The organism is Bradyrhizobium sp. 215_C5_N1_1 (genome assembly GCF_052075935.1).
GTDB lineage: Bacteria > Pseudomonadota > Alphaproteobacteria > Rhizobiales > Xanthobacteraceae > Bradyrhizobium > Bradyrhizobium barranii.
On the sequence record NZ_CP197228.1, the window covers coordinates 3,588,603 to 3,611,865 of the forward strand.

Below are 23,263 nucleotides of genomic sequence, written 5' to 3' on the forward strand. Positions count from 1 at the left end.
ATACGCTCGTTCGGAAAAGCGAGCTGCGCGCGGACGCCAAATTTCGAACCTCCAAAGGCGCCCGGTGATCTCAGATCGATCACCCTTGTTCGCGCAGGGCTTTCCGACCGGGCTGCCTTTGGAGACCTTCGCTCGTGTCAGACACGAATTGGCAATTCATCACGAAAGCCCCAAGGGCCTGCGGCCCGCTGTTGCTGCGAACTGGTAGCGGCAACCTGGATCTCGCCTTTGTCGGCAACCAGGATCCCGACGACGGACGGTGGCGTGATGCCAACGACGACCTCGTGTTTCCGCGCTGGTTCGCGCGTATCCCTGCCTTTGACTGCGAGGACGGGCAATGAACCTCCGTCGCATCGTCTTCGTCATTGCCACGATCGCCGGGCTCGGCCCAGCGCTCGCCCAGGTACCACCTCCCGTGCCCGCACTGCCGGATGCTGAGCGAAGAACGTCATATTCCATCACCGGAACCCAGTGCTCATGCGCCCTGAATTTCGCCCTTCTAGGCGACGGGGTTGATTATCAGAACTGGGTCGAAGTCTGGCTCAACGGCGCGCGCGTCAACTACAACGACGCGACCTTCGGCTGGACGATCACGGTCCCGACGCAGACCTTGGCGACCCGCGCGCGACCGATCAGCGACGCCATCCTGACCTTCAACAATGCTCAGACCGGCACGGTGCAGATCGTCGGCGCGCGGCGCCCGCGGCGCACCTCGCAATTTTCGGAGAGCACCGGCGTCGCAGCGCGCGATCTCAATCTCGCCTTGACCGACCTTGTCGCTCAGAACCGCGAACTCTGGGACAAGACGAATGACGTCACGGGCCGCGCGCTTCTGTCTCAGCCGGGCCAAACCCTCGGGCTACTCCCGCTGCCATCCGCGTGTGCGGGTAAATTTCTCGGGTTCAATGTCACCGGGTTGATCCCGACCTGTGTTGCAGGCGCTGGCAGCGGCAGTGTCGTCGGCCCGGCCAGTTCGGTCGATAATCACTTCGCGCTGTTCAACGGCACAACGGGACAGCTTCTGAAGGATGGGGGAGCACCGGCCGCGTCGGCTACGACCGACACCACGAACGCCAGCAACATCACGAGCGGCACGCTATCGGCCGCGCGTCTGCCAGCAACTGTGCCGGCGGGCCCTGGTTCATCTGTTGTCGGCAATATCGCATTCTGGAACAACACCTCCGGAAATTCGCTTGCCGCTACGCCGGCATATCAGGCCGGCAACCCCGGCAACGCAGCCCTCTTCTCGCAGATTGCCAACCCGTCAACTCTTACCGTCTCAAACAACGCTTTGCAGGTTTCGCTGGGGACGCCGATCCCTGCCGGTCAGCAGGAGGGATATAATCTTCCAGCATCCCCGACGCAAAGCGCGATCGTCGGAACGTGTCGCATTGGAGCCTCGGACACTACCACGCATGGATGCCTCGGAACTGCGGGATATGCCATCACCGGATCTCCAACGGGTGGTGGCGGCGCCGTCGCAGTCGGCATGTTCGGCCAGGGCGCAACGTCGATTGCCAACGCCAGCGTGTTCGGCGGCAATACGATTGTCACGAACAGCGACGGCGGCGCTCCTGGGGGCGTGCTCAATCCCGGTCAAAACTCGAACTTTCTCGGAAGTTTTGAAGCCGACATCAACATCATCAAACTGGCTGGCGGTGGAGAGCCGACGATCGGCAATGTCTTCGGCATCGGCGTCGCCGGCGGCGGCACCTCTACGACTAGTCAAGGCGACGGCTTTCAACTGAATGCGCTCAGCGTCGTCACGGGCGCGAAGTGGAGCAATGGCTATCGGACGATGGCAGGCTCTGCCGTCAGCGCCTTCACCGCCGGGCCCGCGACGACTGGAGCCACAACGGTCAACAGCCAGCCAATCACTTTCCAGGGCATTAACGCTTCCGGCGTCGCCAAAAGCGGGACGATCTATGGCGACTCCAACGGGTCAATTCAGATCAAGCCAGCGTTGGCAACGTCAATTCTAGACGGCACGGGCATTTCTCTTATCATCGCCCAAGGCGGCCTCGGCACAGCCGGCGTTCAACTCCCGCAGATTGCCGGCACCGCAGGCATTCTCACCAACGACACGTCCGGCAACCTCTCCTCGATGGCGATCGCGCCGTCGACGAACTCTATTGGGGCTGATGTCGCGCTTAACAACACGGCAAATTATTTCGACGGGCCTTCGGTCAACGTTGGATCGAGCGGGACCTGGTTTGTGTCGGGCACTGTGACACTTACCGATACCGGGTCGGGTGCGATCTTCAACGCCAAGCTCTGGGACGGAGCTACTGTGATCGCATCGGCTCAAGCACAGGGCGTCGGCGCGAACGTGCCGATCACAATCACCCTGTCAGGCTTCAAGGCCTCGCCGGCGGGCAACCTGCGGATATCAGTCAAGGACACGTCCGCGACCACCGGCAAGATCCTGTTCAATGCGTCAGGCAACTCAAAAGACAGCGCCATCTCGGCATACCGGATCAACTGAGGCGGGGCCGGAACAATGGTGCAGAAGATCCCAGGTGCCCAACGTGACTTCTCGTTCGGCGAGGTCGACGTCACGTTGAAGTGGGCTGACGATCACCCGGCGCGCAAGGCCGGTTTGCGCCAGGCAAAGAACACCCGCCTCCTCAATGCTGGCGGCGCGCAGAATCGCAGCGGGCGCCGAGCGCTGTTCCCTGTTTCGAACGGGTGCACGCGGTTTGAAAAGTTCACGATCGCAGCCGGCGTCGACTTCAAGATTGGTTTCGGCAACGGTCGCCTTCAGTTTCTCAACTCGGCGGACGCGGTCGTAAACGAATTCACCACGCAGGCGAACGGTGCAGCTCTGCCGTGGACGACCGCAAATCTGGACAAGGTTGTCTACGCCGTGCTTGACCAGAAAGTGTACGTCACATCTGCCGGCATGCGACCACAGGTCTACACCTATGACGGCGTGGCGCCGTGGTCAGTTGCTGACTACAACGAGCTCGTCACCGCGAGCAGCCAGAAGCGCACGCCGTTCTACCGCCTCTCCCCGAAGGGCATTACCCTGAGGCCCACGGCGATTACAGGCGCGATCGCGGTGGAGTTCTCTGCGCCGATTGCGGCAGCCAATTTGACGGGCACGCGCATCCGCTATGCCGGCCGTCAAATCCTTATTGGCGCACTCGTCAACACCACGACGATGAATGCAACGGTGCTCGAACCGTTGCCGCCGAGCCAAACACTCAGCTTGGCAGGCGCAATCGGAAATTTCGGCGTTGGCGACGTCGTGCTCGGAACATCGTCCGGTGCGTCCGGAATCGTCATCGCTTCGCCAAATCAGCAATCGGTGCAGATTTCAGGCCGGATCGGCGCGACGCCAAAGGTGGGTGACACCGTTACGGGTTCCGTCTCAGGTGCAAGCGGCATCGTTACCGGCATAGTGACCTTTGGGACCGTTCTTCTAATTCAGTTGAGCACCGGGACTGCCTTCCTGAATGGCGGCGAAACGATAATCGGCAACGGCGGCATATGGTCCGCGTCGATATCGAGCGCCAGCACGACGTCGCTGGTGATCCAGCTCGTGCCGATCGGGGCGACAACAATCAAGTTTTTCACGATCAACGACGCTGTCGTTGGGCCGTCTGCAAACTCAAACGTGTCTGCGGTAGCAACTGGCGCGCCGCAAGCGATTGCGGTCTGGGACGAAGAGGTGATGAACGACTATCGCGGCTATCCGGCCTCGGTGTTCGTCGATCAGTTTCGCGTCGGTTTCTGCAATTTCCCGGCGGTACCCGGGGGCATTCTTTGGTCGGCGATCAACTCGCCGAATGATCTCTATGTCGATTCCACGCCGGACAATGCGATCTTCGAAATCGCGCCGAACAAGGTGCAGGTCTACTACGTCGTGCCGGGCCCGGAAGGCTCGGAGTTCATCTTCTGCGACCGGCGCATCTATTACATCCCGATTTCGGCGACCAACCCGTTGAAGCCCGGCAGCGTCGCGTTCCAGACGCTTTCGGCAGACGGCTCGGCGCAGGTCCAACCACGTCTTGCGCAAGAAGCCATCCTCTACGTGAACGCCGGCCTGAACTCGATGATGGCGATCATTGCGACCGGCGCCTACCTGCGGCCGTTCAACACCAAAAACCTCACCGAATTTCACTCGCATCTGTTTTCGAACATCAGGGCCATTGCCTGTCCCTCGGCAGACGGCAGCTTCAACGAGCGCTATGCCTACGCGATGAACTCTGACGGCTCTACCGTCGTTGGGAAATACGACGCCACGAGCCTTGCTTCCAACAGTGTTCCGAAGATCGGCTGGGTGCCGTGGTCAGGTGCCGCGACGCTGGCGTGGGTGTCGGCATGGAACGCTGATGTCTATTTCACCGGAACTTATTTCGGCACGGGCATCGTCGAGGTGCTCGATGACACGCAATATCTCGATTGCGCGCTATCGGTTAATTCGCTGCCCGCGGCCTTCACACCACCGGGTGGGAAGGGGCCTCTGTGGTTCATCCCATCACAGAGCGTGACGCTGATCGACCAGGTGACGCGCGCGATGGGCACGTACCAGATCGACGCCAACGGGTTCATCATTCCTCAGTTCAAGGGCGGTGAAGATCTGACAGTTGCGTCTCTTGTCGCGGGCCAGCCGTGGACGCTGACCGTCGAGCCGTTCTGTCCAATTGCGCCCCTTGGCAGTGAAGCAGACCAGGGTATGAAGATGCGGCAAATTGCAAATCTGGCGGTCTACGTCATCAACTCGACCGGTTTCGTGATGAACGCGCTGTTCAGCAGCAAGCAAACCCCGACGTCCCCGGCACTCGGCGACATCACAGCTTCTCGCCGCGTCACCGCCTACAACCAGGGCGACGACGCGACAAAGCCGCCGATCCTTCGAGAGACCGTCGAATTGTGGCCGCCGCCGGGGTCGTCCTATGATCCGCGTGTGTCGATCACAAAGGACACGCCGGGTCCTTTAATTATTGCCAGGATCGGAATGGAGATGACCGCGTGATGACCGACAAACTTCCGTCCGCCGCCGACAGGCCGCAGAAACCCAAACCGATCTCGGCAAGGGTCCGGGCTGCCATCGATGCCATGGTGACGGGCGACGCCAGGACAATCACCGATGCGGCCGACCAGGCCGGACTTAGCCGAGAGCACCTGTCCCGGGAACTCTCCAAGCCCCACATCACCGAGCACCTCCGCCAGAAGATCAAGCGCTCGCTCGCCGTCGGTGCCGCGCGGGCCAGCGCCACGAAGCTGGCTCTGCTCGACAGCCCGAACGAAATGGTCCGCGATCGCGCCTCGAGCTTCGTTCTGGGCCTGATCGGAGTCGTGCCGGAGGCGGCATCAGCGCCACTTCCCGGCACCGCATCGCCAGGCGTGGTCATCCAGATCATTACTCACGATCCCAGTCCGCCCATGGTCGACGTCACGCCGGCTCAGATCGAGATCATCAGGCCCTAAGCCGCTCATTTTGGCCCGCCAGGCAACGTTACACGTCGGCGAGGACCTTGCTTTGCTTTCTCCTCTCGTTTTCTGCGCTCCGCTGCTTCACGGAAAGCGACCAACTGCGCGTAGTCGCCGACGTGGGCCATTAGACCGGTCATCTTCGCTTTTGCTTTGACACTGGGCCCGAGGCGCGCGGCCTCGATTTCGCGCATGTGGGTGCGCATGCGATCGAGGTCTTGCGGTTCGAATTTTTTCCTGTTCCCGAACGGGATATAGAACGGTACGCCGGCGGCATCGACCGGATGCTCGGCTAGCCAATATTGCAGCCAGCGCTTGGATACGCCGAGTTGTTCAGCTGTCTCTTTGAGGGTGAGCATGGGCATCGTAACGCTCAATCATCGAAGGACGGGCAACCCGTTGTGCTTATCCAGCCACGCCTTCACGGCGGGCCAGTACCGTCTCGCCCCGAAGAGCGCCTGCTTCCTCGGAAATCCGTATTTGGCTTCGAGCCCAGGCAACATTGGCCGCATGATCTTTTCCGGCACGCCGAGGCGCCGGATCAGTTCGGCGTCGGTCAAGAACAGCTTGTCTCTCTCGCGCTCGAGTGTCTGCGGGGATGGCGACGTCATGGCGATCCTCATGGGGCAGGACCACGTGATGCTGACGCTTTCGACCGGCCTTGGCGAATCCGGCGCCGCCGGCATCCCCGCAATCCACCAGCACGCAGGCGCGCCGAGGCGCCCCACGAGGGGAATTGCTTTTTTAACCAAATCAGGATCAGGATGTCCGTGGGCTTGATAACCCGGACTGAAGACGACGTTTCCCGGTTGGCGCCGGAGATCCGTCTGCGCGACTGAGCCTTGGCGGGCTCTACAGCGCTGGTGGCACCTTGGCGGGTGCACCGACCTGGCCATTATGGCCGGGAGCGGTGCGCCATGTCCAGAGCGAAAGCTTAAAAGCACACCGGACCGTCTCTTCAGCGGTTTATCAACTCCCGGCTTGGCGGTCCGTCACCGCCTGCGGCCTTGATAAGCCAAATCTGAAGAGCAACCACCATGACCATCGAGAGACCCATGTTTCCGCCACGAGCGGAGTCCGTGGATTCGTTTTCTGCCACCCCCGCCACTGGACAGCCCGAAACGGGAGAGCGCACCAGCGACTCTCCTAGCTCGATTGCGAGCCCATCCAACATCATTGACCTGGACGCTGCACGCACCGCAGCAACGGCGGCTGTTGCCGCACAGATCATCCCCGCAGCGCCGCCCAGCCGGCTCAAAACTGAGGAAGATCTCGATAGAGCCTCTGCGATCATGCGAGCGGCCGTGACCTACACCTCCATCAATGGCGCAATCAACGGTGCATGGCGCGCCGAGCACACCGGCAATTCGACCGTTGCCGAGATCGTCATTGAGGGCACGTCCGAGCGGCGGGACGCAGCGCTGCGCAGGCTTACGCGCCTCATGAGCAAGACGAGCAAGGTTCGGACGGTTGAACTGTGGTCGCTCGCCAGCGTCGCCGACGTCGTAATGGATCAGTCCGGCGACGAGGAGTCGGGCCGCAATCTTCAACCGTTCGAGATCCTTTTCCTGCGATCATTGTTTCGGCTGGTTGAGCGAGATTGCGAGAACCGGGAGCGATCAGCATGAGCAACGTCATCGAACTGGTGCCCGACCGCTCCGAGGTCAACATCGCCGAACGTCACGCCGAGGCTTTCCGAGATATGGAAACCAGCCTTCGGGATTGCGTGAGGATGACCGGTATAGCCGCAGAGTTGATGTTGAACGCGAGCATCGAAAACGATCATTTGCGGTTCGCCGTGTTTCATTCTGCCGAAATGCTGGTAGCGCTGGAAAAGGAGTACGACGCCCGCTGGAATAGCGAGTTGCGGGGGCCAGCATGAAGCGCCGGCGCCGAATGCACAGGAAGCGCGACCGGCAGCGGCTGATGACGCACCGCAGACGGTTGAGGCGCTGAAAACGACGGGCCCGCCGGTTCACGCTGGCGGGCCTCGCACTCCCGGCGCTCTAATCCGCAATTGGATCGGCAGCCGGGAGCATTGGGGCTGGAATAGCCATGCCGTGCCACGTCGGCCCTCCAAGTGACAATGCGTAGAAAACCGGAGTCCGGTAGTTGTCCGGACTCCATTTTCGGAACGGGGTGTTCTACTGAAGGAACACCGGCGCGATTTAAGTACCAACCGATTTCAAGTTATCCGGGAATGCCGCAGTGGGGGCTGGAACCACGCTGCGGCTTTTCCCATGGACCCCGCGTCACGATCACTCGGTCAGCCTGGCAAGCCCACCACGTCGTACTCGAAGGCCACGCCCTCCGGATCGTGTTCATCGAGCCAAACCTTGGCAACTTCCTCAGTCGCGAACACCATCAGGTCTTTGCCTTGGTCGTAGATCCAGACGGTCATTGATCCCTCTTCAGCTTGGGCCGCCCCCAGCCCTTGGTCATTTCGTGTTTCGGTACCCCATGATTGCAAGCTGTGGATTGCCTCGTTCGAAGTCTGGCCGGACTTCTCCTCCGCGGCCACCGCAGCCCCGGCAGACCAGCCGCGGCTCGAGATCGGAAAGCCTTACATTGTCAGGCCACCGATCGGCCTCCAGGGCAATGTGATGGCCACAATGGCAGTAGACCAGCACGCCGCGCACGCCCATTTCACGCATCTCGCCGAATGTGATTTTCATCTGCCGGCCGTCGGCGTACGTAGGCGTGTGGCGGCGGACAGGGCGAGGCATGCCCGCCATCCAAGCGCGGCGCACGCGAGAGTCAAATTGTCGATTACTGGTGGCTCGGAGCGCGCGCGGGATACTGCGTGTCGTGGGTGTGGGCAACTTTCCGCGTCAAGCGGACGCCACAAGCATTTCAAATTGTGACTTGACTGTTTCTATACGTTTCTGATTGTGACCATGCAGCAGCGCAACCAGAAACATCGGGGCTAACCCGCCTATGAGTTTGATGCAGAAGGTGCTTCGCCGGCTATTTCCGCCTCGCGCGGTGATCGAAGGCTACGAAAATGAAGAGTTGGTCGAGTCTATCTATCGTAAGACTGTGGCATTCCAACCAGAAGGAAATTGGCCGCTCGTTGAAAATGTAGGAACCGTGCTCGATTTCGGGGGCGGTGCCGGCATCCATTACAAGGTTGCGCAACAACAATCGCCTGACATTCGTTGGGCCATCGTCGAGACGCCCGCCATGGTGCGACGAGCGAGCAAACTGGCCTCAAACCGCTTAATGTTTTTCACTGAAATCGAGAAGGCGGCGGACTGGCTCGGGAATGTCGACCTGATGCACTCAAACGGTGCAATCCAATATGTCGAGGATGCAATCGGGACGGTTAAAGCGCTGTGCGCAACGCAGCCAGCTAGGATGGTTTGGTATCGCGTTCCCATCCGCGATGGAGCGGACAAAGCGGAGACTCAGACCTCGCTGCTCAGCAACAACGGACCGGGGCGGTTGGCATCGGGAAGCGACAAACTGGTGAAGTACGTTCGCTATTCGATCCCAGGGAAGTCGTTTGTCTCGGCCCATGAAGGGTATCGCTTGACCGAGCACGGCCCAGACCCGCGCGAGCGTGGTAGTCAGCAGTTCAACTTTACTCGACACTGAGATTGCATCGAGCCATGCCCTGAGCTGAGCGCCGACGGCTCTACGACATCGACGAGCTCGCGAACGGAGCGCCTGTGCCGGGATGGCGGCGGACGCGGCCATGCCGGACGAGCGGGCCTGGCTCGAGATCATGGCCGGCAACTATCGTGCTGGAGCGGAGCGACTTGGCCCCAATGTTGGCCACAAACTCCGCAGTACGCGGCGATATCAGACGTACAATGAGTGCGTTGGCAGGCGGAAAATTCCAACAAAAACATATAGAGCAGTACGGCCCATCACGCGCCTCTGCGCATTACAAAACCGCTGCTCTACCGCTGAGCTAAGCCGGCAAAACCAAACAATTATAAGCAGTTAACGAGAAGAAACTTGTCCGCTCGGCACGTTGGGGTGCACGGTCGGGCAGCGTTTGCGTCGATATAGCCGCAGTCGGGGTGTAGGTCTAGTCTGACTGGCTTGCGCTCTTGTCCGCACCGCCGCCTGGCAGAAAATGTGTAGAGCCGGAAATCGCTTTGTGAAACCAGACTGCCCCGTTTCAAGGACGTGCGGGCGAAGGATGTCAGACCAAAAGAGCGGATGATCGTCGGCGCAACCGTCAACCGATTCTTGGAAGACTAAAGCTGACACAACGAATGGTGCTCCAAAGCTGTCAAAGCCTTGCGCGGTCTCGGAACCAAATACGTCCCTTTGGAGTGAGGACGAGACATGAAACGCTTTCTCGCCATCGCCGCGGTGCTCGCAGCCGCCGACGCTCGCGCGGCGCCTCTAGACGATGCAATCAGCTGCGCGAATTACGCGACTATTGATGCCGTCTGTCGTGAGCAAAAAGACCCAAGCGACCCTTTGCTCGGCAAACTCAAGACTGCAGCAGGCGTGTTGCACGGTCGCAGCATTCGCATAGGTGCGCAGGCTGGCGTTTCCAAAGAAGCGGTTGGAGCCTTGGCTACGGTCGCCAACGACAAGATGACAAACGAGATGTCGCGCAAGTGCGACAACATCAAAGTGTTGCGTGATCAGTTCGAGGGCACTTGCCGCCCGGTGATGGATCAAGCGTATAAAGATACGCTCATGATGATAGACGAGATCATGAAGGGAAAGGGTCGCTAAGATGATAGCGAACGCGCCGCGCTAAAGCATTAGCGACCGTTTTCCTCCATCGTCTGCGCCTGCGCATTGCAGGGCAGAGCGCGAAGGGTGACGGAGGTGAGGGCAAACTTCATGGCTTCATACCCTCTTCGATCATGCGCAGCGTCTTGGGAGCGCCAGCGCACCACTTGGCCATCGCAGCCTTGTCGCCGTTCCACGACCCGATGATAGCGGCGCTGCCTACCATCACTATTTTCTTGCCGACGTTTTTCAGCAATAGCTCCTTGGCCTGCTCGACAGCCGGGGACAGCTTGATCTCGCAGACCGATTCGTACAACGCGATCCTGATTGCCAGACTGATCTTGGTGCTTTCCACGTCGGATGCTTCTTCGGTCGCAGGAACGGCCAACAAGGCCGCATTCTTCTGGTTCAATTGTTCCTGCGCTTCGTTTTCTTTAAGTTTTCCGTCGGCGTAGTCCTGCAGGATGACCCGTACCTCCGGGTCGATCCTTAACCACTTTTGTCGTGAGGCCGCATCGACACAGATCGACCAGAGACTGGACATGTCGCGCCGCTCACGATTGGCGATGTAGTCGTAACCCTCGGCGTAGTCCTTTTTCCAGCGTGAATTGTTTCGGTACATCCGGTCGAGCTTGGCTTTCTCCTTCGCATCGGCCACGGTCAGGATACCCTTGCAATAGAGTTCGAGGGAGGCGTTCGCAAAACCGTAGTCGCTGGCGGCCTTGCCGTGATCGACCGCGTGGGCTGCGCCCGTCAGGGCGAGCAGTGCTGCGGAGGCCAGGACGATGGCGGCGGTGCCGGGTAGTCGTTTCATGTGTCACCTCATATCCGCGAAGTGAACTTTTTCGGCATTCCATGCTTCCAGGGGTGGGTTTCGCCGACATGAAACAGGCGGCCCGTAGGGCCGCCTGAAACCATTCAACCCGATGGAAGAGGGCCTTACTGGCAGATGTGCTGGAGGCCGTCCGCTCCCTTGTACCAGGTCCCGGGCCGGCAAACGATGCCGTTGCGGGCCGCATAGGTATCCCAATTGCCGTACCAGCCCATTTCGCTGCGGCCGCCGGCATACCCACCGGAAGTGTCATAGGCGTAGGAATTGTCCCAGCCGCGGAACGGCGCGGATGCAACGGCTGCCGCGGTGCCGACGGCGGCGCCAGCAACGGCGCCCGCGGTGTCGACCGGCCAAAAGCCCGATCGAGTTCCGTCATCCGGATTCACTTGGCCGCGGGCCATGTGCCGGCGCCGAGAGGCGCGATCGGTGGTGGGATTGCCGGGGGTGAGATTCTGGCAATTGGGATCCTGGAAGAGCCCCGTGCAGGGGCCCGAATTGTCGACTGTGGTTTGCGCGAAGGCCGGTGTTGCCAGCGTGGACGCGACGATCGCGGCCAAGCCAAGACGCTTCAGGCTCGTCATGGCATTTGCTCCATGTTGTTGAGACCTGTGCTAAGCGCGCCATTCGGCAGTCGTTCCGCGGATTCTCGCATGTGGGGTCACATCGACGTGAGCCCGCGGAGGATGTGCGGTTTGTGTCACGCAACCTCGTGCGATCCAGCATGTGCGGCGGGTTTGTGTCCCGTTAACGCTTCGCTAGCGCAGCTTGCGGCATTTGAGCCGCTATCGACCCTTGCACGTTAGGCTTACCGGAAATTGGTGAGCGGGCCTTAACCCTCTCCGCGTGGCGATCGGATAGGTTGAGCGTCGGATAAACCGGGATCCTTCCATGCGCGCTCTCGCGCTCGCCGCCTTTCTGATCGGATTGCCCGCGACGGCGTTTGCCGGCGGCGGCTTCGATATCGTCGTTCCTGGCCGCCCGGGCGTGCCCATCATCATCGACAACATCGACGCGTCCTACAGCGTGGTCGAGGGTGTCTGGGGTCTCGGCAAGAACGTCCAGGTGCAGCCGACCATCTATGGCGGGCGCTACATCGCGGAGCGGCAGCCCGAGGACGTCGGCCATTATTATCCGACCATGGGCTTGCGGCCCGGCTACGGCCGGCTCGAGGTCGAGCCGCCCGCCAACCGCAAATTGCCCAGGCCCGCCGAGAGCTATCACCAGAGCTGGGGTGTGCAATCGGCGCCGCTGCCGCCGCAGATGGACGTGCCCGTCAATCCGCCGCCGGTGATCTTTGCGCCTGAGATCAACGACCGTCCGCGGCGTCCTCGGCCGCGGCCGCATGCACAGGCGCCCGGAAGGCCGCCAACTTAAGAAACGTCAAAAATTCAAGAAAAAATCCAAGATACGAAAATCAACAGGAGAGAGTAATGCGTCAGATGATTTCGGGACTGGTTGCGGCGGCTGCCGTGATGTTCGTCGCCACCGCGCCCGCCGCGGCTTGCGGCTTCAGCACGTGCGCACCGGTTGCGCCGGTCTATAGCGGCTGCAACACGGGTTGCGGTAGCTGGGGCTATGGCCCGGGTTATGGCGGATGGGGCTTTGAGCACCTCGCCGAGCCAGCCACGCAGTATTACTACGTCAACCAGGGCCCGACCTACACCGGACCGGGCGCATTCGCGCCGTACCCGACCTATCGTGAGGACGCAGTCGTCGCGCCCGCCAACTACGGCTACGGCCGTGGTTATGGCTACGGCAACGGCTATGGCTATCGTGCCGCCGCGGTCGAAGCCCCGGCCGCCTATCCCTATCAGCGCCCGTACTACCGTCCGTATCGCTACGGCTATGGCCCGCGCTACGGCTATCTGCCGCGCGTGCATTACGGCTACGGTCCCCGCTACGGCTACGCCCGTCGCGCCGCGCCGTACTATTACGGCGGCCACCGCGTGCTGCGCCGCTATTACTGATCGTTTGATTGGTTGAGTTGACGAAACGCCCGTCCGCGCGATGCGGACGGGCGTTTTGTTTTTTGGATTCTTAGTTTGACGCGTTTTCTTGACGCGAACCGGTATCCACTTCGCTCGAAAACGCTCTAGCGCTTCATCAACCCGAGACGGCTCGCGCCAACATAGAGCGAGAGCACGGCGGCGTTGGAGACGTTGAGGCTCTTGATCTCGCCGGGCATGTCGAGCCGCGCCACGACGCTGCATGTCTCGCGGGTCAATTGCCGCAGGCCCTTGCCTTCGGCACCAAGCACCAGCGCGAGCGGCTCGCGCAGCGTGACGTTCGAGAGGTCCTCGCTGCCTTCGCTGTCCAGCCCAACGGTCTGGAAGCCGCGCTCGTTCAGCGCGGTGAGTGCGCGGGCGAGGTTCTGCACGGTCACCATTGGCACCAGCTCGAGAGCGCCGGAAGCGGCCTTGGCCAGCACGCCGGTTGCCTCGGGGCTGTGGCGCGCCGTGGTGACGATCGCCTTCACCGCGAACGCCGCTGCGGAGCGCAGGATGGCGCCGACATTGTGCGGATCGGTGATCTGGTCGAGCACCAGCACCATGCCTTCCTGCTCCAGGGTCTCGATGTCGGGCGAGGGCAGGGCGTCGGCCTCGGCCAGCAGGCCCTGGTGCACGGCGTCGGGCGACAGCAGGCGGTCGATCTCCTGGGGCCGGACGATCTCGGGCGCGACGCGGGTCGCGATGTTCTCGTCCGCAAGCCGCTTTGCGGCGTTCTCGGTCAGCGTCAGCTTGCGGATCTGCCGCTGAGGGTTGGCCAGCGCCATGGTCACGGTGTGCCAGCCATAGAGGATGACCGGTCCGTCGGACTGCGAATCGCGGTCGCGCCAAGCCGGCCGGCCGGCTGATTTTCCGGGCCTGTTGAAGGGCTTAGCCCCGCCGCGGGGGCCCCTTGGGGTGAATTTTCGATCCTTCATGGGCTCGCTTGTGTCACGGGTCCCGGAATATGGCAATTTGGGTGGCTTCGGGGGCGATTTTAGCTGTTCGCCTCGGTTGACTTTGCCCCACCGCATCGCCCATAAACGCGCCCGGTCGCGCCCCCATCCGGGCTGTCGCGGCCTTCACGTTCCGTGGCCGTCTTCGGTCGCCGGCAAGGTCCGGCCCGATTGTGCTGCCGTCGAGCGGGGGAGTGTCCCGAGTGGCAAAGGGAGCTGACTGTAAATCAGCCGCCTCATGGCTTCGCAGGTTCGAGTCCTGCCTCCCCCACCAGCCTTCGCTCGCTTCGCGAGCTACGGCTGGGCAAGCCAGACCAAATCACCGTCACGCGAAGCTAGCGAAGGCTGTCACGCCGTAGCCGGGAGGGCGCAGGCGGACTGGCTCAGAGCGTAAGTCACCCCATCATCTCCCTGACCAGCGGCACCACTTTCCCCCCGTAAAGCTCGATGCTCCGCATCAGCTTCTCGTGCGGCAAAGGCCCCGCCGAATACTTCAGCTGGAAGCGCGAAATGCCAAGCGCCTTTGCGGTCTTGGCGATCTTGCGCGCGACGGTTTCCGGCGAGCCGACATAGAGCGAGCCGTGCTCGGCCTCATTGACGAACTCGTCGCGGCCCATCGGCGGCCAGCCGCGCTCCTTGCCGATCCGGTCGCGCATCGCCTTGTAGTCGGGCCACAGCTCTTCGCGCGCCTGCTCATCCGTCTCGGCGACGTAACCGGGCGAGTGCACGCCGATCGGCTGTGCCGGACGGCCGAAATCCTTGAAGGCGCGGTGATAGAGATCGACGTAGGGCGCAAAGCGCGCGGGATCGCCGCCGATGATCGCGAGCATCAGGGGCAGGTCGTAATGCGCGGCGCGCACCACCGATTGCGGGCTGCCGCCGACGCCGATCCAGGTCTTGAGCCGGCCGTTCTCGACCGGCGGATAGACCAGTTGATCTTTCAGCGGCGGACGCAGCTTGCCCTCCCAGGTCACCGGCTGCTGCGACAAGAGTGCCGTGAACAGGTCGAGCTTCTCCTCGAACAGCGCCTCGTAAGCGCGCAGGTCGAAGCCGAACAGCGGAAAGGATTCGGTGAAGGATCCGCGGCCGAGGATGACCTCGGCGCGGCCGTTGGAGAGCGCATCGAGCGTGGCAAAGCGCTGGAACACGCGAATCGGATCGTCCGAGCTCAGCACCGTCACGGCCGAGCCGAGATGGATGCGCCTGGTGCGCGACGCGATCGCGGCCAGCACGGTCTCGGGTGAGGAGATCGCAAAATCAGATCGGTGATGCTCGCCGAGGCCGATGAAGTCGAGGCCGAGCTCGTCGGCCAGCACGGCTTCGTCGACGACATTGCGGATCACCTGCGCATGGGGAAGCATGGCGTTGCTCGCGTCCTTCGTCACGTCGCCAAAGGTATCCAGTCCGAATTGAAGCGGTGAGGTCATCGATCAGGTCTCTGCGGGGGAGGGGCGCGAGCGGCGCCCGTTATGTGGGAAGAAATGCTTTGCATTGCAGCTAAGGCGCGGAGACCGCTTCGACAATGCTGCTCCGGGAAAGGCTGGGTTTCCGGTTTTTCATCGCCCCGCCGGCTCAGTCGGACTTGGCGAACGTCTCGACCAGGGTCTCGCGCAGCCAGCGTTGCGCCGGTACGGTGTCGTTGCGCTGGTGCCAGAACAGGCTGACGATGCGCGGTGGCGCCTTGAGCGGAATCGGCATGGCGTGCAGGAACGGCGCGTGCCGGGATTGCGAGCGCAGATCGCTCGGCAGCACGGCGATCAGGTCGGACTGGCGCACGACCTCGTAGGCGGCGCTGTAATGATTGACGGTCGCGACCAGGTTGCGCGACAGCCCGCGCGAGGCGAGGAAAAGATCGTAGGACGGTAAGGTCTTGCCGGCGAGGCTCACATCCACGTGCCCCGCGTTGAGGAAGCTGCGCGTGCTCAGCCGCTTCATCGCCGCGAGCGGATGGCCGCGCCGCATGAAGCAGGCGTAGTCGACCGTCCACAGCGAACGCGAGCGAATGGCGGCCGGCTGTTGCGCCTCGTTGACGTAGACGCTCAGCACGCAATCGACCCTGTTGTCCTCGAGCTGATCGGCGATCTCCAAAATGGTGTTGGGGACGGTGTGGACGCGCGCCTTGGGCGCAACCTTGCCGAGATGACCGAGGAGGTTCGGCATCACCAGCGAGGCGACGTAGTCCGACATCGACAGGCTGAACTCGGTCTGCGCGCGGGCGGGATCGAATACCTGCTCGTCGAGCGCGCCACGGACGCTTTCCAGCGCCTCGCCGATCGGCTCCCACAGCACCACGGCGCGCTGGGTCGGACGAATCCCGGTGCCTGATCGGACGAACAGGGGGTCGCCGAGCGCGCCGCGCAGGCGTGCGAGTGCGTTGCTGACCGCGGGCTGCGTCATCGTCAGCGCGCTCGCCGCGCGGGTGACACTGCCTTCGGTCATCAGCGCCTCGAAGACTTTCAGGAGATTGAGGTCGAGCGCGCGGAACGACACAGACATTCACCGTGGTGATATATTAGATCATGATTATAAATTATGACGATAATGTCACTTTGTCTATGGTTCCCCAAGGGACACGCGGAGCGCCGGGCCGCCAAGACTGAGGGGACTTTCATGTCGATGATATCGGCGCGCATCGAGCGCCTTCCGTTCGCACGCTTCCACACGCATCTGCTGTTGATGGGCGGGCTCGGCTACGCATTCGACGCGATGGACGCAGCCGTGCTGGCCTTCATCCTGCCGGTGCTGCGCACGGCGTGGAATCTGTCGAGCGTCCAGATCGGCGTGCTCGGCAGCAGCACCTATATCGGCTTCCTGTTCGGCGCGTTGTTCGCCGGTACGCTCGGTGACCTGATCGGGCGCCGCGCGGTGATGATGTCGGCGCTGGCGCTTTACTGCGCAGCATCGATCGTGAGCGCGATGGTCGATACCTGGCCGTCCTTCTTTGCCGCCCGCGTTGTCGCCGGCATGGGGACCGGCGCGGAGAGCGCGATCATCGCGCCCTATCTCGCAGAGTTCGTCGCGCGGCGCTATCGCGGCAGCTTTACCGGCGCACTCGCCGGCTTCTTCTCCTTCGGCTTCGTCGCCGCAGCCTTGCTCGGCTACTTCATCGTTCCCGCCTACGAGAACGGCTGGCGCATCGTGCTGGTGATCACAGCGGTGCCGGTCGTCATGCTGCTGTGGTGGCGCCGGGCGCTGCCGGAATCGCCGCGCTGGCTCGAAAGCCGGGGACGGAAGAAGGAAGCCGAAGCCGTCCTCGACAGGATCGAGGCAGGCTTTGCGCGCGCGGGCCATGTCCTGCCGCAGCCGGTCGTCGAAGCGACGGCGCCGGCCGGAGCTACCGGAACGCTGCTCGCCAATTTCGCGGCGCTGCTCGCCGGCCGCCAGGCGCGCATCACCATCATGACCTGGATCATGTGGCTGGCGATCACCTTCAGCTATTATTCCTTCTTCGTCTGGATCCCCGGCCTGCTGGTCCAGAACGGGATGAGCATTACCAAGAGCTTCGCCTATTCGATCGCGATCTATTGCGCGCAGATCCCCGGTTATTTCAGCGCCGCGTATTTCAACGAGCGCATCGGGCGGCAGGCGACGATCGCGACCTACATGGTGCTCGGCGGTGCCAGCGCGCTCGGGCTCGCCTTCGCGCAAAGCGACCAGCAGATCATGGCGGCGGGGATCTTCCTGTCCCTGTTCATGAACGGCACCTATGCGGGCGTCTATGCCTATACCGCCGAAGTATTCCCGACGCCGGTCAGGACCACGGGTGCCGGGCTCGCCTCCGCAATCGGTCGCATCGGCGCGATCGTCTCGCCGATCCTGGTCGGCTATCTCTATCCGAATTTCGGCTTCGCCGGCGTATTCGGGGTCACCACCACTGTGCTGCTGCTTGGGGCAGTCACCGTCGTGCTGATGGGCGTGCCGACGCGCGGCCGCTCGCTGGAAGAGATCGCGGCGGGTGAAGTCGCATGACGCGGACGAAAGTTACCGCTGATCCCTGGCTCTGCGCCGTCGCGGCGGCGCAGAGCAGGGCGGATCAGCCGGATGCACTGTTCGCGGCACTCGACGAAGCCGTGAAGTCGGCGATCGGGCACAAGCTGTTCACGATCCTGACCTACGACGGCGACAGCGGCGAAGCCGCGCGGGTCTATTCCAATCTTCCCGGTCCGTATCCGACCGGCGGACGCAAGCGCCTCGCGCCGGGCCCGTGGACCGAGGCCGTGCTCGACCGCGGCGAGGCCTATATCGGCCGAACGCGGGACGATCTGCGCAAGGTGTTTTCCGACCACGAGCTGATCGCCTCGCTCGGCTGCGCGAGCGTGCTCAACATGCCCGTGCGCTGGCGCGGCCGTACGCTCGGCTCGCTCAATCTGCTTCACGAGGCGGGCTGGTATGGCGAGGACGATATCGCCGCGTGCCTTCCCTTTGCCCAGCTCACCTTGCCGGCGCTGCTTGCGCCGGCCGACTTCTGACAGGATTCCGCGATGTCCAGCATCCTCTTCAAGAACGCCGCGCTGCTCGATCCGCTCCAGGCGGAATTGCTGGCAGGCCATGATGTGCTGGTCGAAGACAGCCTGATCAAGGAGGTCTCGGACCGGCCGATCCAGGCCACCGCCGATCGCACCATCGATCTCAAGGGCAGGACGCTGATGCCCGGCCTGATCGACCTGCATGTGCACGCCATCGCCGTTGAGCTTAACCTGGCGCAGCAGGTGCACATGCCGAACGTGCTGGTGACGCTGCGCTCGACGCTGCTGCTGCGCGGCATGCTGCGGCGTGGCTTTACCACCGTCCGCGACGCCGGCGGCGCCGGCCATGCGCTGAAGCAGGCGATCGAGACCGGCCTGACCGACGGGCCGCGGCTGTTCGTCTCCGGCCGTGCGCTCAGCCAGACCGGCGGCCACGGTGATATGCGCGCGCGCTCGGATTACCTCGCGAGCGACGCCCCGTGTCCCTGCTGCGTGCGTGTCGGGGCGCTGGCGCGCGTTGCCGACGGCGTCGATGGCGTGCGCAGGGCGGCACGCGAGGAGCTCCAGATGGGCGCCGACCAGATCAAGATCATGGCGTCCGGCGGCGTCGCTTCACCGACCGATCCGGTCGGCGCCTTCGGCTACTCCGAGGACGAGATCCGCGCCATCGTCGAGGAGGCGCGCGGGCGCCAGACCTACGTGCTCGCCCACGCCTACACCGCTGCCGCCATCGAACGCGCGGTTCGCTGCGGCGTGCGCACCATCGAGCATGGCAATCTGGCCGATGCTCCGACCGCGCGCCTGATGGCCGAAAAGGGTGCCTATGTGGTGCCGACCCTCGTCACCTACGAGGCGCTGGCCAACGAGGGCGCCCAATACGGCCTGCCGCCGGAGAGCGTGGCCAAGATCGCCGATGTCCGCGACGCCGGTCTGCGCTCGCTCGCGATCTATCGCGACGCCGGGGTAAAGATGGGATTTGGCAGCGATCTGCTTGGAGCTTCTCAACGCCTCCAGAGCGACGAATTCCGCATTCGCGCCGAAATTCTGGGAGCGCGCTCCGTCATCGCCAGCGCGACTTTGATCGGCGCCGAAGTGCTCGGCATGGAGGGCAAGCTCGGCCGGATCGCGCCCGACGCTATTGCGGACCTGCTCGTGGTCGACGGCAACCCGCTGCGCGATGTGGCCTGCCTGCTCGGCCAGGGCGAGCACATCCCGATGGTGATGAAGGCAGGCAAGGTCCAGTTCGACCGGCTGAACGCCTAAAGCGTTTTCGAGCGAAGAGGATACCGGTTCGCGTTAGGAAAACACGTCTAAACAAGCCTGCGCTACCGCCACATCCCGCGCATCCGCGCGCCGATGTCGATCTTCGGCCCTTGCGCCGCGGTGCGGGCCGCGCCGGCGGCGGCCTTCGGCCAGGCGGTGCGCTCGAACAGATAGACGAGGGATTCCGGGATGAAGCGGGTGCGCGAGGCGTAGACGTGGCGGTCGCCCTTGGCGGCCTGTCCGTGCACGAAGAAGCGCTGCGGCACGACGAGGTGGAGATCGTCCTTGGCGCGCGTCATCGCGACATAGAGCAGGCGGCGCTCCTCCTCGAGCTCGGCCGAGGTGCCGGCGCCGAGATCCGACGGCATGCAGCCGTCGACGACGTTGAGCACGAACACCGACTTCCATTCCTGGCCCTTGGCCGAATGGATGGTGGAGAGGATCAGATAGTCCTCGTCGCGGAGCGGAGGACCTGATTTGTCGCTGGTCGCATCCGGCGGGTCGAGCGTGAGCTCGGTCAGGAATTTTTCGCGCGAGGCGTAGCCGCTCGCGATCTGCTCGAGCTGCATGAGATCGGCGCGGCGCGTCTCGGAATCCTCGTGGATGCGATCGAGATGCGGCTCATACCAGAGCCGCACGCGCTCGAGATCGGCTGGCCATTCCGAGTAACGCAGATTTCCGACCGTGCGGACGAAGTCGGTCCACTCGGCGCCGGTGCGTGGCGGCACCGCAAGCTGGCCGAGCGCGGCAAGCGGGTCGGTGCTCTCCGCCATCTGGTCGAGCACGCGCTGCGCGGTGGCAGGGCCGACGCCGGGCAACAGGTGCAGGATGCGGAAACCGGCGACGCGGTCGCGCGGATTTTCGGCAAAGCGCAGCAGCGCCAGCACGTCCTTGACATGCGCGGCATCGAGAAATTTCAGTCCGCCGAACTTGACGAAGGGGATGTTGCGGCGGGTCAGCTCGATCTCCAGCGGACCGGAATGCGAGGACGTCCGGAACAGCACCGCCTGGTGCTTGAGCAGCGCGCCTTGCTCGCGGTTGGCCAGCACTTCCTCGACGATGTAGCGCGCCTGGTCGGCCTCGTCGTGGACGGTGACGAGCTGCGGCTTCTGCGACGAGGTGCGGTCGGTCCACAGGTTCTTGGTGAAGCGTTCGCGCGCTAGCCCGATGACGCCGTTGGCCGCCGCCAGCACGGGTTGCGTCGAGCGGTAGTTGCGGTCGAGCGTGATCATCTCGGCGTGGGGGGAGAAGCTTTGCGGAAAATCCAGGATGTTGCGAACGGTGGCGGCGCGGAATGAATAGATCGACTGCGCGTCGTCGCCGACCACGGTTAGCCCGCGTCCATCCGGCTTCAGCGCCAGCAGGATCGAGGATTGCAGGCGGTTGGTGTCCTGATATTCGTCGACCAGCACGTGATCGAAGCGGCCGCCGATCTCTTCGGCGATCAGCGCATCGCTCATCATCTGCGACCAGTAGAGCAGGAGGTCGTCGTAATCCAGCACGTGCTGGGCCTGCTTGGCCTCGACATAGGCCGCGAACAGGCCCTTCAACTCGGCGGCCCAGCCGGCGCACCAGGGATAGTGCTGGCCGAGCACTTTTTCGATCTCCATCTCGGCATTGACGCAGCGCGAGTAGATCGACAGGCACGTGCCCTTGGCGGGAAAGCGGCTCTCGGTCTTCGACAGGCCGCGCTCGTGCCGGACCAGATTCATCAGGTCGGCGGAATCCTCGCGGTCGTGGATGGTGAAGGCTGGATCGATGCCGATCCGCTCGGCATATTCGCGCAAGAGGCGCGCGCCGATGCCGTGGAACGTGCCGGCCCAGGTGAGGGCGTCGCGCATGATCGCGGCGTTGTTCTCGCCCAGCACCTTTCGGGCGATGCGCTCGACCCGGCCGGCCATCTCGGCCGCGGCGCGGCGAGAGAACGTCATCAGCAGGATGCGGCGTGGATCGGCGCCCGCGACGATCAGGTGCGCGACGCGATGGGCGAGCGTATTGGTCTTGCCGGAGCCCGCGCCGGCGATGACGAGCAGGGGGGCGCCCACGGTCGCGCCATCGGCGACGCCATGTTCCACGGCGCGGCGCTGCTCCGCATTGAGCGTGTCCAGATATGTCGCCACGAATCGCCCCGGTGAAAGGGTGAGAGTCGGCGATCCCGGCGCGAATCGCAATGCAGCTGGACGGAACCAATGTTAAGACCTAGGGAAAAGATGCCCGAAGTTCCAGCCCGAAAAGCGCACACCCGGCATGACCGAGCCCAAGTCCGAGCAGTTCGAGATGCGGCGGCTGGAGTCGCTCAGCAACACCATCTTTGGTGTCGCCATGACGCTACTCGCCTACGACCTGCCCAAGGCGGCGGTGTTCACCAGCGCGCCGGGCTGGGACGATCTTGCTCGGGTCTATTCCGGCAAGCTCGCCGGTCTCGCGCTCAGCTTCATCATTGCCGGCGTGTTCTGGATCAGCCATCACCGCCGGCTCGCGCGCCAGCCCGTGGGCAGCCGCGGCATGGTGATCCTCAACCTGTTCTTCCTGCTCTCGATCGTGCTGCTGCCGGTGACCAACGGCCTCTACACCAATTACAGCATGAGCAGCGCGGTGGCCGTTCTCTACGGCCTGCATCTGACCGCGATCGCCGGCCTCAATGCCTGGCTGTGGTGGACGATTTTGGGCGGCTGGCGCCACGAGATCATGGCCTCGATGTTTCCGCTGCTGGTGTTCATTCCGGGCACGATCGTTGCGGCCTTCGCGCCGCACGTCGCGCCCTTCGTGTGGTTCATCGCCTTTGGCGGGCTGCTGATCCAGCGCTTCTATGCCGCGCCGACCGGGCCAGGCGCGTGAGGCGGTGGCTCACCCTTTTGTCGCGCCGAACCCGTCGGCCGGCACGTAAAGCATGACTGGGCGGATTTCGTAGACCGCTGACGGGTTGACCTCGCGCAGCTTCCGCGCCGCCGCGATCGCTTCCTCATCGGTATCGTAGTCGACGAGGTGGAAGCCGAGAAGCTGCTCCTTGGTCTCGGCAAACGGGCCGTCCAGCACCATGCCCGCGCCGGGGCCGCGCAAGGTGTGCGCCTTTCGGGTCTCATCCAGACGGGCGGCCGGCCCAAGGTGTCCGCTTGCCCTCAAGGGCGCCTGAACCTCGATCACTTTGGCCACGACCGCGGCGTCCTGCTCTGCCGTCCAGGACAAAATCTCGTCTTCCACGTGGTAGGCCAGGATGGCGTAAAGCATCGTCACCTCGTTTGTTTTTCAAGCTCGCAGTCGGAAGGATGTATGAGCGCCGTCGATACCGACAATCCCGGAGACTAACATATTGCGTCGCGCAAGTTGCGACGAAACCGTCCTGAAACCCGATTGCCGCCCTCGGAGGTGAACGCTGCCCAAAGCCGAGGCGACTGATGGCCACCAAGAACACTTCGGAGGCGGCCATGTCGACCATAAAGATCATCTGCGACGCGCGTCGGGCGGGAAAGTCGGAAGCCGCGGATTTGCACGACCAGTCCGGCCACCACCGCTATTACGGCAGCTCGGCCGAGAACGGCGGTGAGCGGATCGTCGAAAGCCGCCGCGGAAAACGCCCGCGCGCGCTCAATGTGTGTGGCTTCTGACGCCTTCGGCGATACC

26 protein-coding genes and 1 tRNA gene are annotated in these 23,263 nt (G+C 63.1%); 17 read left to right on the forward strand and 10 right to left on the reverse strand.

Annotation, left to right across the window (positions count from 1 at the left end; all coding sequences use genetic code 11):
• The first annotated feature begins 134 nt into the window (after window positions 1–134).
• The 4 genes from AB7G19_RS17110 to AB7G19_RS17125 are packed head-to-tail and all read left to right on the forward strand — an operon-like array spanning window position 135 to window position 5,436.
• Window positions 135–341 carry a hypothetical protein gene (locus tag AB7G19_RS17110; RefSeq protein WP_441267984.1) on the forward strand — a complete coding sequence of 69 codons (207 nt, stop codon included), beginning with the start codon at window positions 135–137 and terminating at the stop codon, window positions 339–341.
• Entirely contained in the window at window positions 338–2,485 is a 2,148-nt protein-coding gene (locus AB7G19_RS17115; protein WP_441267985.1) for a hypothetical protein, read from the forward strand. Before AB7G19_RS17110 ends, AB7G19_RS17115 begins: the two co-directional genes overlap by 4 nt.
• Before the next feature lie 15 nt (window positions 2,486–2,500).
• Window positions 2,501–4,981 carry a hypothetical protein gene (locus tag AB7G19_RS17120; protein ID WP_441267986.1) on the forward strand — a complete coding sequence of 827 codons (2,481 nt, stop codon included), beginning with the start codon at window positions 2,501–2,503 and terminating at the stop codon, window positions 4,979–4,981.
• Window positions 4,981–5,436 carry a hypothetical protein gene (locus AB7G19_RS17125; RefSeq protein ID WP_441267987.1) on the forward strand — a complete coding sequence of 152 codons (456 nt, stop codon included), beginning with the start codon at window positions 4,981–4,983 and terminating at the stop codon, window positions 5,434–5,436. The genes AB7G19_RS17120 and AB7G19_RS17125 overlap by 1 nt, the downstream gene beginning before the upstream one ends.
• Window positions 5,437–5,441: 5 nt before the next feature.
• Here the strand turns inward: AB7G19_RS17125 and AB7G19_RS17130 are convergent, their stop codons facing one another.
• A complete protein-coding gene (locus AB7G19_RS17130) occupies window positions 5,442–5,804 on the reverse strand; it encodes a helix-turn-helix domain-containing protein (RefSeq protein ID WP_441267988.1) in 363 nt (120 codons plus the stop codon).
• Between AB7G19_RS17130 and AB7G19_RS17135 the strand changes: the two genes are divergently transcribed.
• The 3 genes from AB7G19_RS17135 to AB7G19_RS17145 all read left to right on the forward strand — a co-directional run bounded on the left by AB7G19_RS17135 (window position 5,797) and on the right by AB7G19_RS17145 (window position 7,321).
• On the forward strand, window positions 5,797–6,219 hold the full coding sequence (locus tag AB7G19_RS17135; RefSeq protein ID WP_441267989.1) for a hypothetical protein: 423 nt from the start codon (window positions 5,797–5,799) through the stop codon (window positions 6,217–6,219). The two genes, AB7G19_RS17130 and AB7G19_RS17135, sit on opposite strands and share 8 nt — an antisense overlap.
• Before the next feature lie 257 nt (window positions 6,220–6,476).
• Window positions 6,477–7,067, forward strand: a complete 591-nt coding sequence (locus AB7G19_RS17140; RefSeq protein ID WP_441267990.1) for a hypothetical protein — start codon at window positions 6,477–6,479, stop codon at window positions 7,065–7,067.
• Complete coding sequence (locus tag AB7G19_RS17145; RefSeq protein ID WP_441267991.1) at window positions 7,064–7,321, forward strand: hypothetical protein; 258 nt, start codon at window positions 7,064–7,066, stop codon at window positions 7,319–7,321. Before AB7G19_RS17140 ends, AB7G19_RS17145 begins: the two co-directional genes overlap by 4 nt.
• A gap of 384 nt (window positions 7,322–7,705) precedes the next feature.
• Here AB7G19_RS17145 and AB7G19_RS17150 read toward each other — a convergent pair whose 3' ends face one another.
• Window positions 7,706–7,840, reverse strand: coding sequence for a hypothetical protein (locus tag AB7G19_RS17150; protein WP_441267992.1), 135 nt, complete (start codon window positions 7,838–7,840; stop codon window positions 7,706–7,708).
• A 37-nt stretch (window positions 7,841–7,877) separates the two neighbouring features.
• Window positions 7,878–8,114 (reverse strand): hypothetical protein, encoded by a 237-nt coding sequence (locus tag AB7G19_RS17155; RefSeq protein ID WP_441267993.1) that lies wholly within the window; start codon window positions 8,112–8,114, stop codon window positions 7,878–7,880.
• Between the two features lie 262 nt (window positions 8,115–8,376).
• Between AB7G19_RS17155 and AB7G19_RS17160 the strand changes: the two genes are divergently transcribed.
• Window positions 8,377–9,036 (forward strand): hypothetical protein, encoded by a 660-nt coding sequence (locus AB7G19_RS17160; protein WP_441267994.1) that lies wholly within the window; start codon window positions 8,377–8,379, stop codon window positions 9,034–9,036.
• A 702-nt stretch (window positions 9,037–9,738) separates the two neighbouring features.
• A complete protein-coding gene (locus tag AB7G19_RS17165; protein ID WP_166342337.1) occupies window positions 9,739–10,140 on the forward strand; it encodes a hypothetical protein in 402 nt (133 codons plus the stop codon).
• A gap of 109 nt (window positions 10,141–10,249) precedes the next feature.
• Here the strand turns inward: AB7G19_RS17165 and AB7G19_RS17170 are convergent, their stop codons facing one another.
• Together AB7G19_RS17170 and AB7G19_RS17175 are read right to left on the reverse strand one after the other, a co-directional pair.
• Complete coding sequence (locus AB7G19_RS17170) at window positions 10,250–10,954, reverse strand: hypothetical protein (protein WP_166342336.1); 705 nt, start codon at window positions 10,952–10,954, stop codon at window positions 10,250–10,252.
• 125 nt (window positions 10,955–11,079) lie between these two features.
• Window positions 11,080–11,553: a hypothetical protein gene (locus AB7G19_RS17175; protein ID WP_166342335.1), complete on the reverse strand. Its 474-nt coding sequence runs from the start codon at window positions 11,551–11,553 to the stop codon at window positions 11,080–11,082.
• 307 nt (window positions 11,554–11,860) lie between these two features.
• On the opposite strand from AB7G19_RS17175, the gene AB7G19_RS17180 reads away from it, so the two are divergent.
• On the forward strand, window positions 11,861–12,346 hold the full coding sequence (locus tag AB7G19_RS17180; RefSeq protein WP_071912719.1) for a hypothetical protein: 486 nt from the start codon (window positions 11,861–11,863) through the stop codon (window positions 12,344–12,346).
• Between the two features lie 56 nt (window positions 12,347–12,402).
• The gene (locus tag AB7G19_RS17185) at window positions 12,403–12,939 is read left to right on the forward strand and encodes a hypothetical protein (RefSeq protein ID WP_071912721.1); all 537 of its coding nucleotides are present in this window, start codon (window positions 12,403–12,405) and stop codon (window positions 12,937–12,939) included.
• Window positions 12,940–13,064: 125 nt separating this feature from the next.
• On the opposite strand, the gene rlmB is transcribed toward AB7G19_RS17185, so the two are convergent.
• Entirely contained in the window at window positions 13,065–13,895 is an 831-nt protein-coding gene (rlmB, locus tag AB7G19_RS17190) for a 23S rRNA (guanosine(2251)-2'-O)-methyltransferase RlmB (RefSeq protein ID WP_166342332.1), read from the reverse strand.
• A gap of 206 nt (window positions 13,896–14,101) precedes the next feature.
• Here rlmB and AB7G19_RS17195 point away from each other — a divergent pair.
• Window positions 14,102–14,187, forward strand: a tRNA-Tyr gene (locus AB7G19_RS17195).
• Between the two features lie 121 nt (window positions 14,188–14,308).
• On the opposite strand, the gene AB7G19_RS17200 is transcribed toward AB7G19_RS17195, so the two are convergent.
• Together AB7G19_RS17200 and AB7G19_RS17205 are read right to left on the reverse strand one after the other, a co-directional pair.
• Window positions 14,309–15,340, reverse strand: coding sequence for an LLM class flavin-dependent oxidoreductase (locus tag AB7G19_RS17200; protein WP_441267995.1), 1,032 nt, complete (start codon window positions 15,338–15,340; stop codon window positions 14,309–14,311).
• A gap of 145 nt (window positions 15,341–15,485) precedes the next feature.
• The gene (locus AB7G19_RS17205) at window positions 15,486–16,409 is read right to left on the reverse strand and encodes a LysR family transcriptional regulator (protein ID WP_283016897.1); all 924 of its coding nucleotides are present in this window, start codon (window positions 16,407–16,409) and stop codon (window positions 15,486–15,488) included.
• Between the two features lie 114 nt (window positions 16,410–16,523).
• On the opposite strand from AB7G19_RS17205, the gene AB7G19_RS17210 reads away from it, so the two are divergent.
• From AB7G19_RS17210 to AB7G19_RS17220, 3 genes are read left to right on the forward strand one after another with little or no spacing between them, the layout of a single operon-like run.
• The gene (locus tag AB7G19_RS17210) at window positions 16,524–17,882 is read left to right on the forward strand and encodes an MFS transporter (RefSeq protein ID WP_166342330.1); all 1,359 of its coding nucleotides are present in this window, start codon (window positions 16,524–16,526) and stop codon (window positions 17,880–17,882) included.
• Window positions 17,879–18,382, forward strand: coding sequence for a GAF domain-containing protein (locus tag AB7G19_RS17215; RefSeq protein WP_071912729.1), 504 nt, complete (start codon window positions 17,879–17,881; stop codon window positions 18,380–18,382). Before AB7G19_RS17210 ends, AB7G19_RS17215 begins: the two co-directional genes overlap by 4 nt.
• 12 nt (window positions 18,383–18,394) lie before the next feature.
• Window positions 18,395–19,642 (forward strand): metal-dependent hydrolase family protein, encoded by a 1,248-nt coding sequence (locus tag AB7G19_RS17220; protein WP_166342329.1) that lies wholly within the window; start codon window positions 18,395–18,397, stop codon window positions 19,640–19,642.
• 62 nt (window positions 19,643–19,704) lie between these two features.
• Here AB7G19_RS17220 and AB7G19_RS17225 read toward each other — a convergent pair whose 3' ends face one another.
• Window positions 19,705–21,762 (reverse strand): ATP-dependent helicase, encoded by a 2,058-nt coding sequence (locus tag AB7G19_RS17225; protein WP_166342328.1) that lies wholly within the window; start codon window positions 21,760–21,762, stop codon window positions 19,705–19,707.
• A gap of 127 nt (window positions 21,763–21,889) precedes the next feature.
• On the opposite strand from AB7G19_RS17225, the gene AB7G19_RS17230 reads away from it, so the two are divergent.
• Window positions 21,890–22,480 (forward strand): TMEM175 family protein, encoded by a 591-nt coding sequence (locus AB7G19_RS17230; RefSeq protein WP_166342327.1) that lies wholly within the window; start codon window positions 21,890–21,892, stop codon window positions 22,478–22,480.
• Window positions 22,481–22,489: 9 nt separating this feature from the next.
• On the opposite strand, the gene AB7G19_RS17235 is transcribed toward AB7G19_RS17230, so the two are convergent.
• Window positions 22,490–22,870 carry a YciI family protein gene (locus tag AB7G19_RS17235; RefSeq protein ID WP_166342326.1) on the reverse strand — a complete coding sequence of 127 codons (381 nt, stop codon included), beginning with the start codon at window positions 22,868–22,870 and terminating at the stop codon, window positions 22,490–22,492.
• 167 nt (window positions 22,871–23,037) lie between these two features.
• Between AB7G19_RS17235 and AB7G19_RS17240 the strand changes: the two genes are divergently transcribed.
• Window positions 23,038–23,247, forward strand: coding sequence for a hypothetical protein (locus AB7G19_RS17240; RefSeq protein ID WP_014494462.1), 210 nt, complete (start codon window positions 23,038–23,040; stop codon window positions 23,245–23,247).
• Window positions 23,248–23,263 lie beyond the last annotated feature (16 nt).

Bases quoted from the DNA above. Each gene is read 5' to 3' on its own strand.
- AB7G19_RS17115 (WP_441267985.1), top strand. From the start codon at position 338: ATGAACCTCCGTCGCATCGTCTTCGTCATTGCCACGATCGCCGGGCTC.
- AB7G19_RS17120 (WP_441267986.1), top strand. From the start codon at position 2,501: ATGGTGCAGAAGATCCCAGGTGCCCAACGTGACTTCTCGTTCGGCGAG.
- AB7G19_RS17125 (WP_441267987.1), top strand. From the start codon at position 4,981: ATGACCGACAAACTTCCGTCCGCCGCCGACAGGCCGCAGAAACCCAAA.
- AB7G19_RS17135 (WP_441267989.1), top strand. From the start codon at position 5,797: ATGGGCATCGTAACGCTCAATCATCGAAGGACGGGCAACCCGTTGTGC.
- AB7G19_RS17130 (WP_441267988.1), bottom strand. From the start codon at position 5,804: ATGCCCATGCTCACCCTCAAAGAGACAGCTGAACAACTCGGCGTATCC.
- AB7G19_RS17140 (WP_441267990.1), top strand. From the start codon at position 6,477: ATGACCATCGAGAGACCCATGTTTCCGCCACGAGCGGAGTCCGTGGAT.
- AB7G19_RS17145 (WP_441267991.1), top strand. From the start codon at position 7,064: ATGAGCAACGTCATCGAACTGGTGCCCGACCGCTCCGAGGTCAACATC.
- AB7G19_RS17150 (WP_441267992.1), bottom strand. From the start codon at position 7,840: ATGACCGTCTGGATCTACGACCAAGGCAAAGACCTGATGGTGTTCGCG.
- AB7G19_RS17155 (WP_441267993.1), bottom strand. From the start codon at position 8,114: ATGAAAATCACATTCGGCGAGATGCGTGAAATGGGCGTGCGCGGCGTG.
- AB7G19_RS17160 (WP_441267994.1), top strand. From the start codon at position 8,377: ATGAGTTTGATGCAGAAGGTGCTTCGCCGGCTATTTCCGCCTCGCGCG.
- AB7G19_RS17165 (WP_166342337.1), top strand. From the start codon at position 9,739: ATGAAACGCTTTCTCGCCATCGCCGCGGTGCTCGCAGCCGCCGACGCT.
- AB7G19_RS17170 (WP_166342336.1), bottom strand. From the start codon at position 10,954: ATGAAACGACTACCCGGCACCGCCGCCATCGTCCTGGCCTCCGCAGCA.
- AB7G19_RS17175 (WP_166342335.1), bottom strand. From the start codon at position 11,553: ATGACGAGCCTGAAGCGTCTTGGCTTGGCCGCGATCGTCGCGTCCACG.
- AB7G19_RS17180 (WP_071912719.1), top strand. From the start codon at position 11,861: ATGCGCGCTCTCGCGCTCGCCGCCTTTCTGATCGGATTGCCCGCGACG.
- AB7G19_RS17185 (WP_071912721.1), top strand. From the start codon at position 12,403: ATGCGTCAGATGATTTCGGGACTGGTTGCGGCGGCTGCCGTGATGTTC.
- rlmB (WP_166342332.1), bottom strand. From the start codon at position 13,895: ATGAAGGATCGAAAATTCACCCCAAGGGGCCCCCGCGGCGGGGCTAAG.
- AB7G19_RS17200 (WP_441267995.1), bottom strand. From the start codon at position 15,340: ATGACCTCACCGCTTCAATTCGGACTGGATACCTTTGGCGACGTGACG.
- AB7G19_RS17205 (WP_283016897.1), bottom strand. From the start codon at position 16,409: ATGTCTGTGTCGTTCCGCGCGCTCGACCTCAATCTCCTGAAAGTCTTC.
- AB7G19_RS17210 (WP_166342330.1), top strand. From the start codon at position 16,524: ATGTCGATGATATCGGCGCGCATCGAGCGCCTTCCGTTCGCACGCTTC.
- AB7G19_RS17215 (WP_071912729.1), top strand. From the start codon at position 17,879: ATGACGCGGACGAAAGTTACCGCTGATCCCTGGCTCTGCGCCGTCGCG.
- AB7G19_RS17220 (WP_166342329.1), top strand. From the start codon at position 18,395: ATGTCCAGCATCCTCTTCAAGAACGCCGCGCTGCTCGATCCGCTCCAG.
- AB7G19_RS17230 (WP_166342327.1), top strand. From the start codon at position 21,890: ATGACCGAGCCCAAGTCCGAGCAGTTCGAGATGCGGCGGCTGGAGTCG.
- AB7G19_RS17235 (WP_166342326.1), bottom strand. From the start codon at position 22,870: ATGCTTTACGCCATCCTGGCCTACCACGTGGAAGACGAGATTTTGTCC.
- AB7G19_RS17240 (WP_014494462.1), top strand. From the start codon at position 23,038: ATGGCCACCAAGAACACTTCGGAGGCGGCCATGTCGACCATAAAGATC.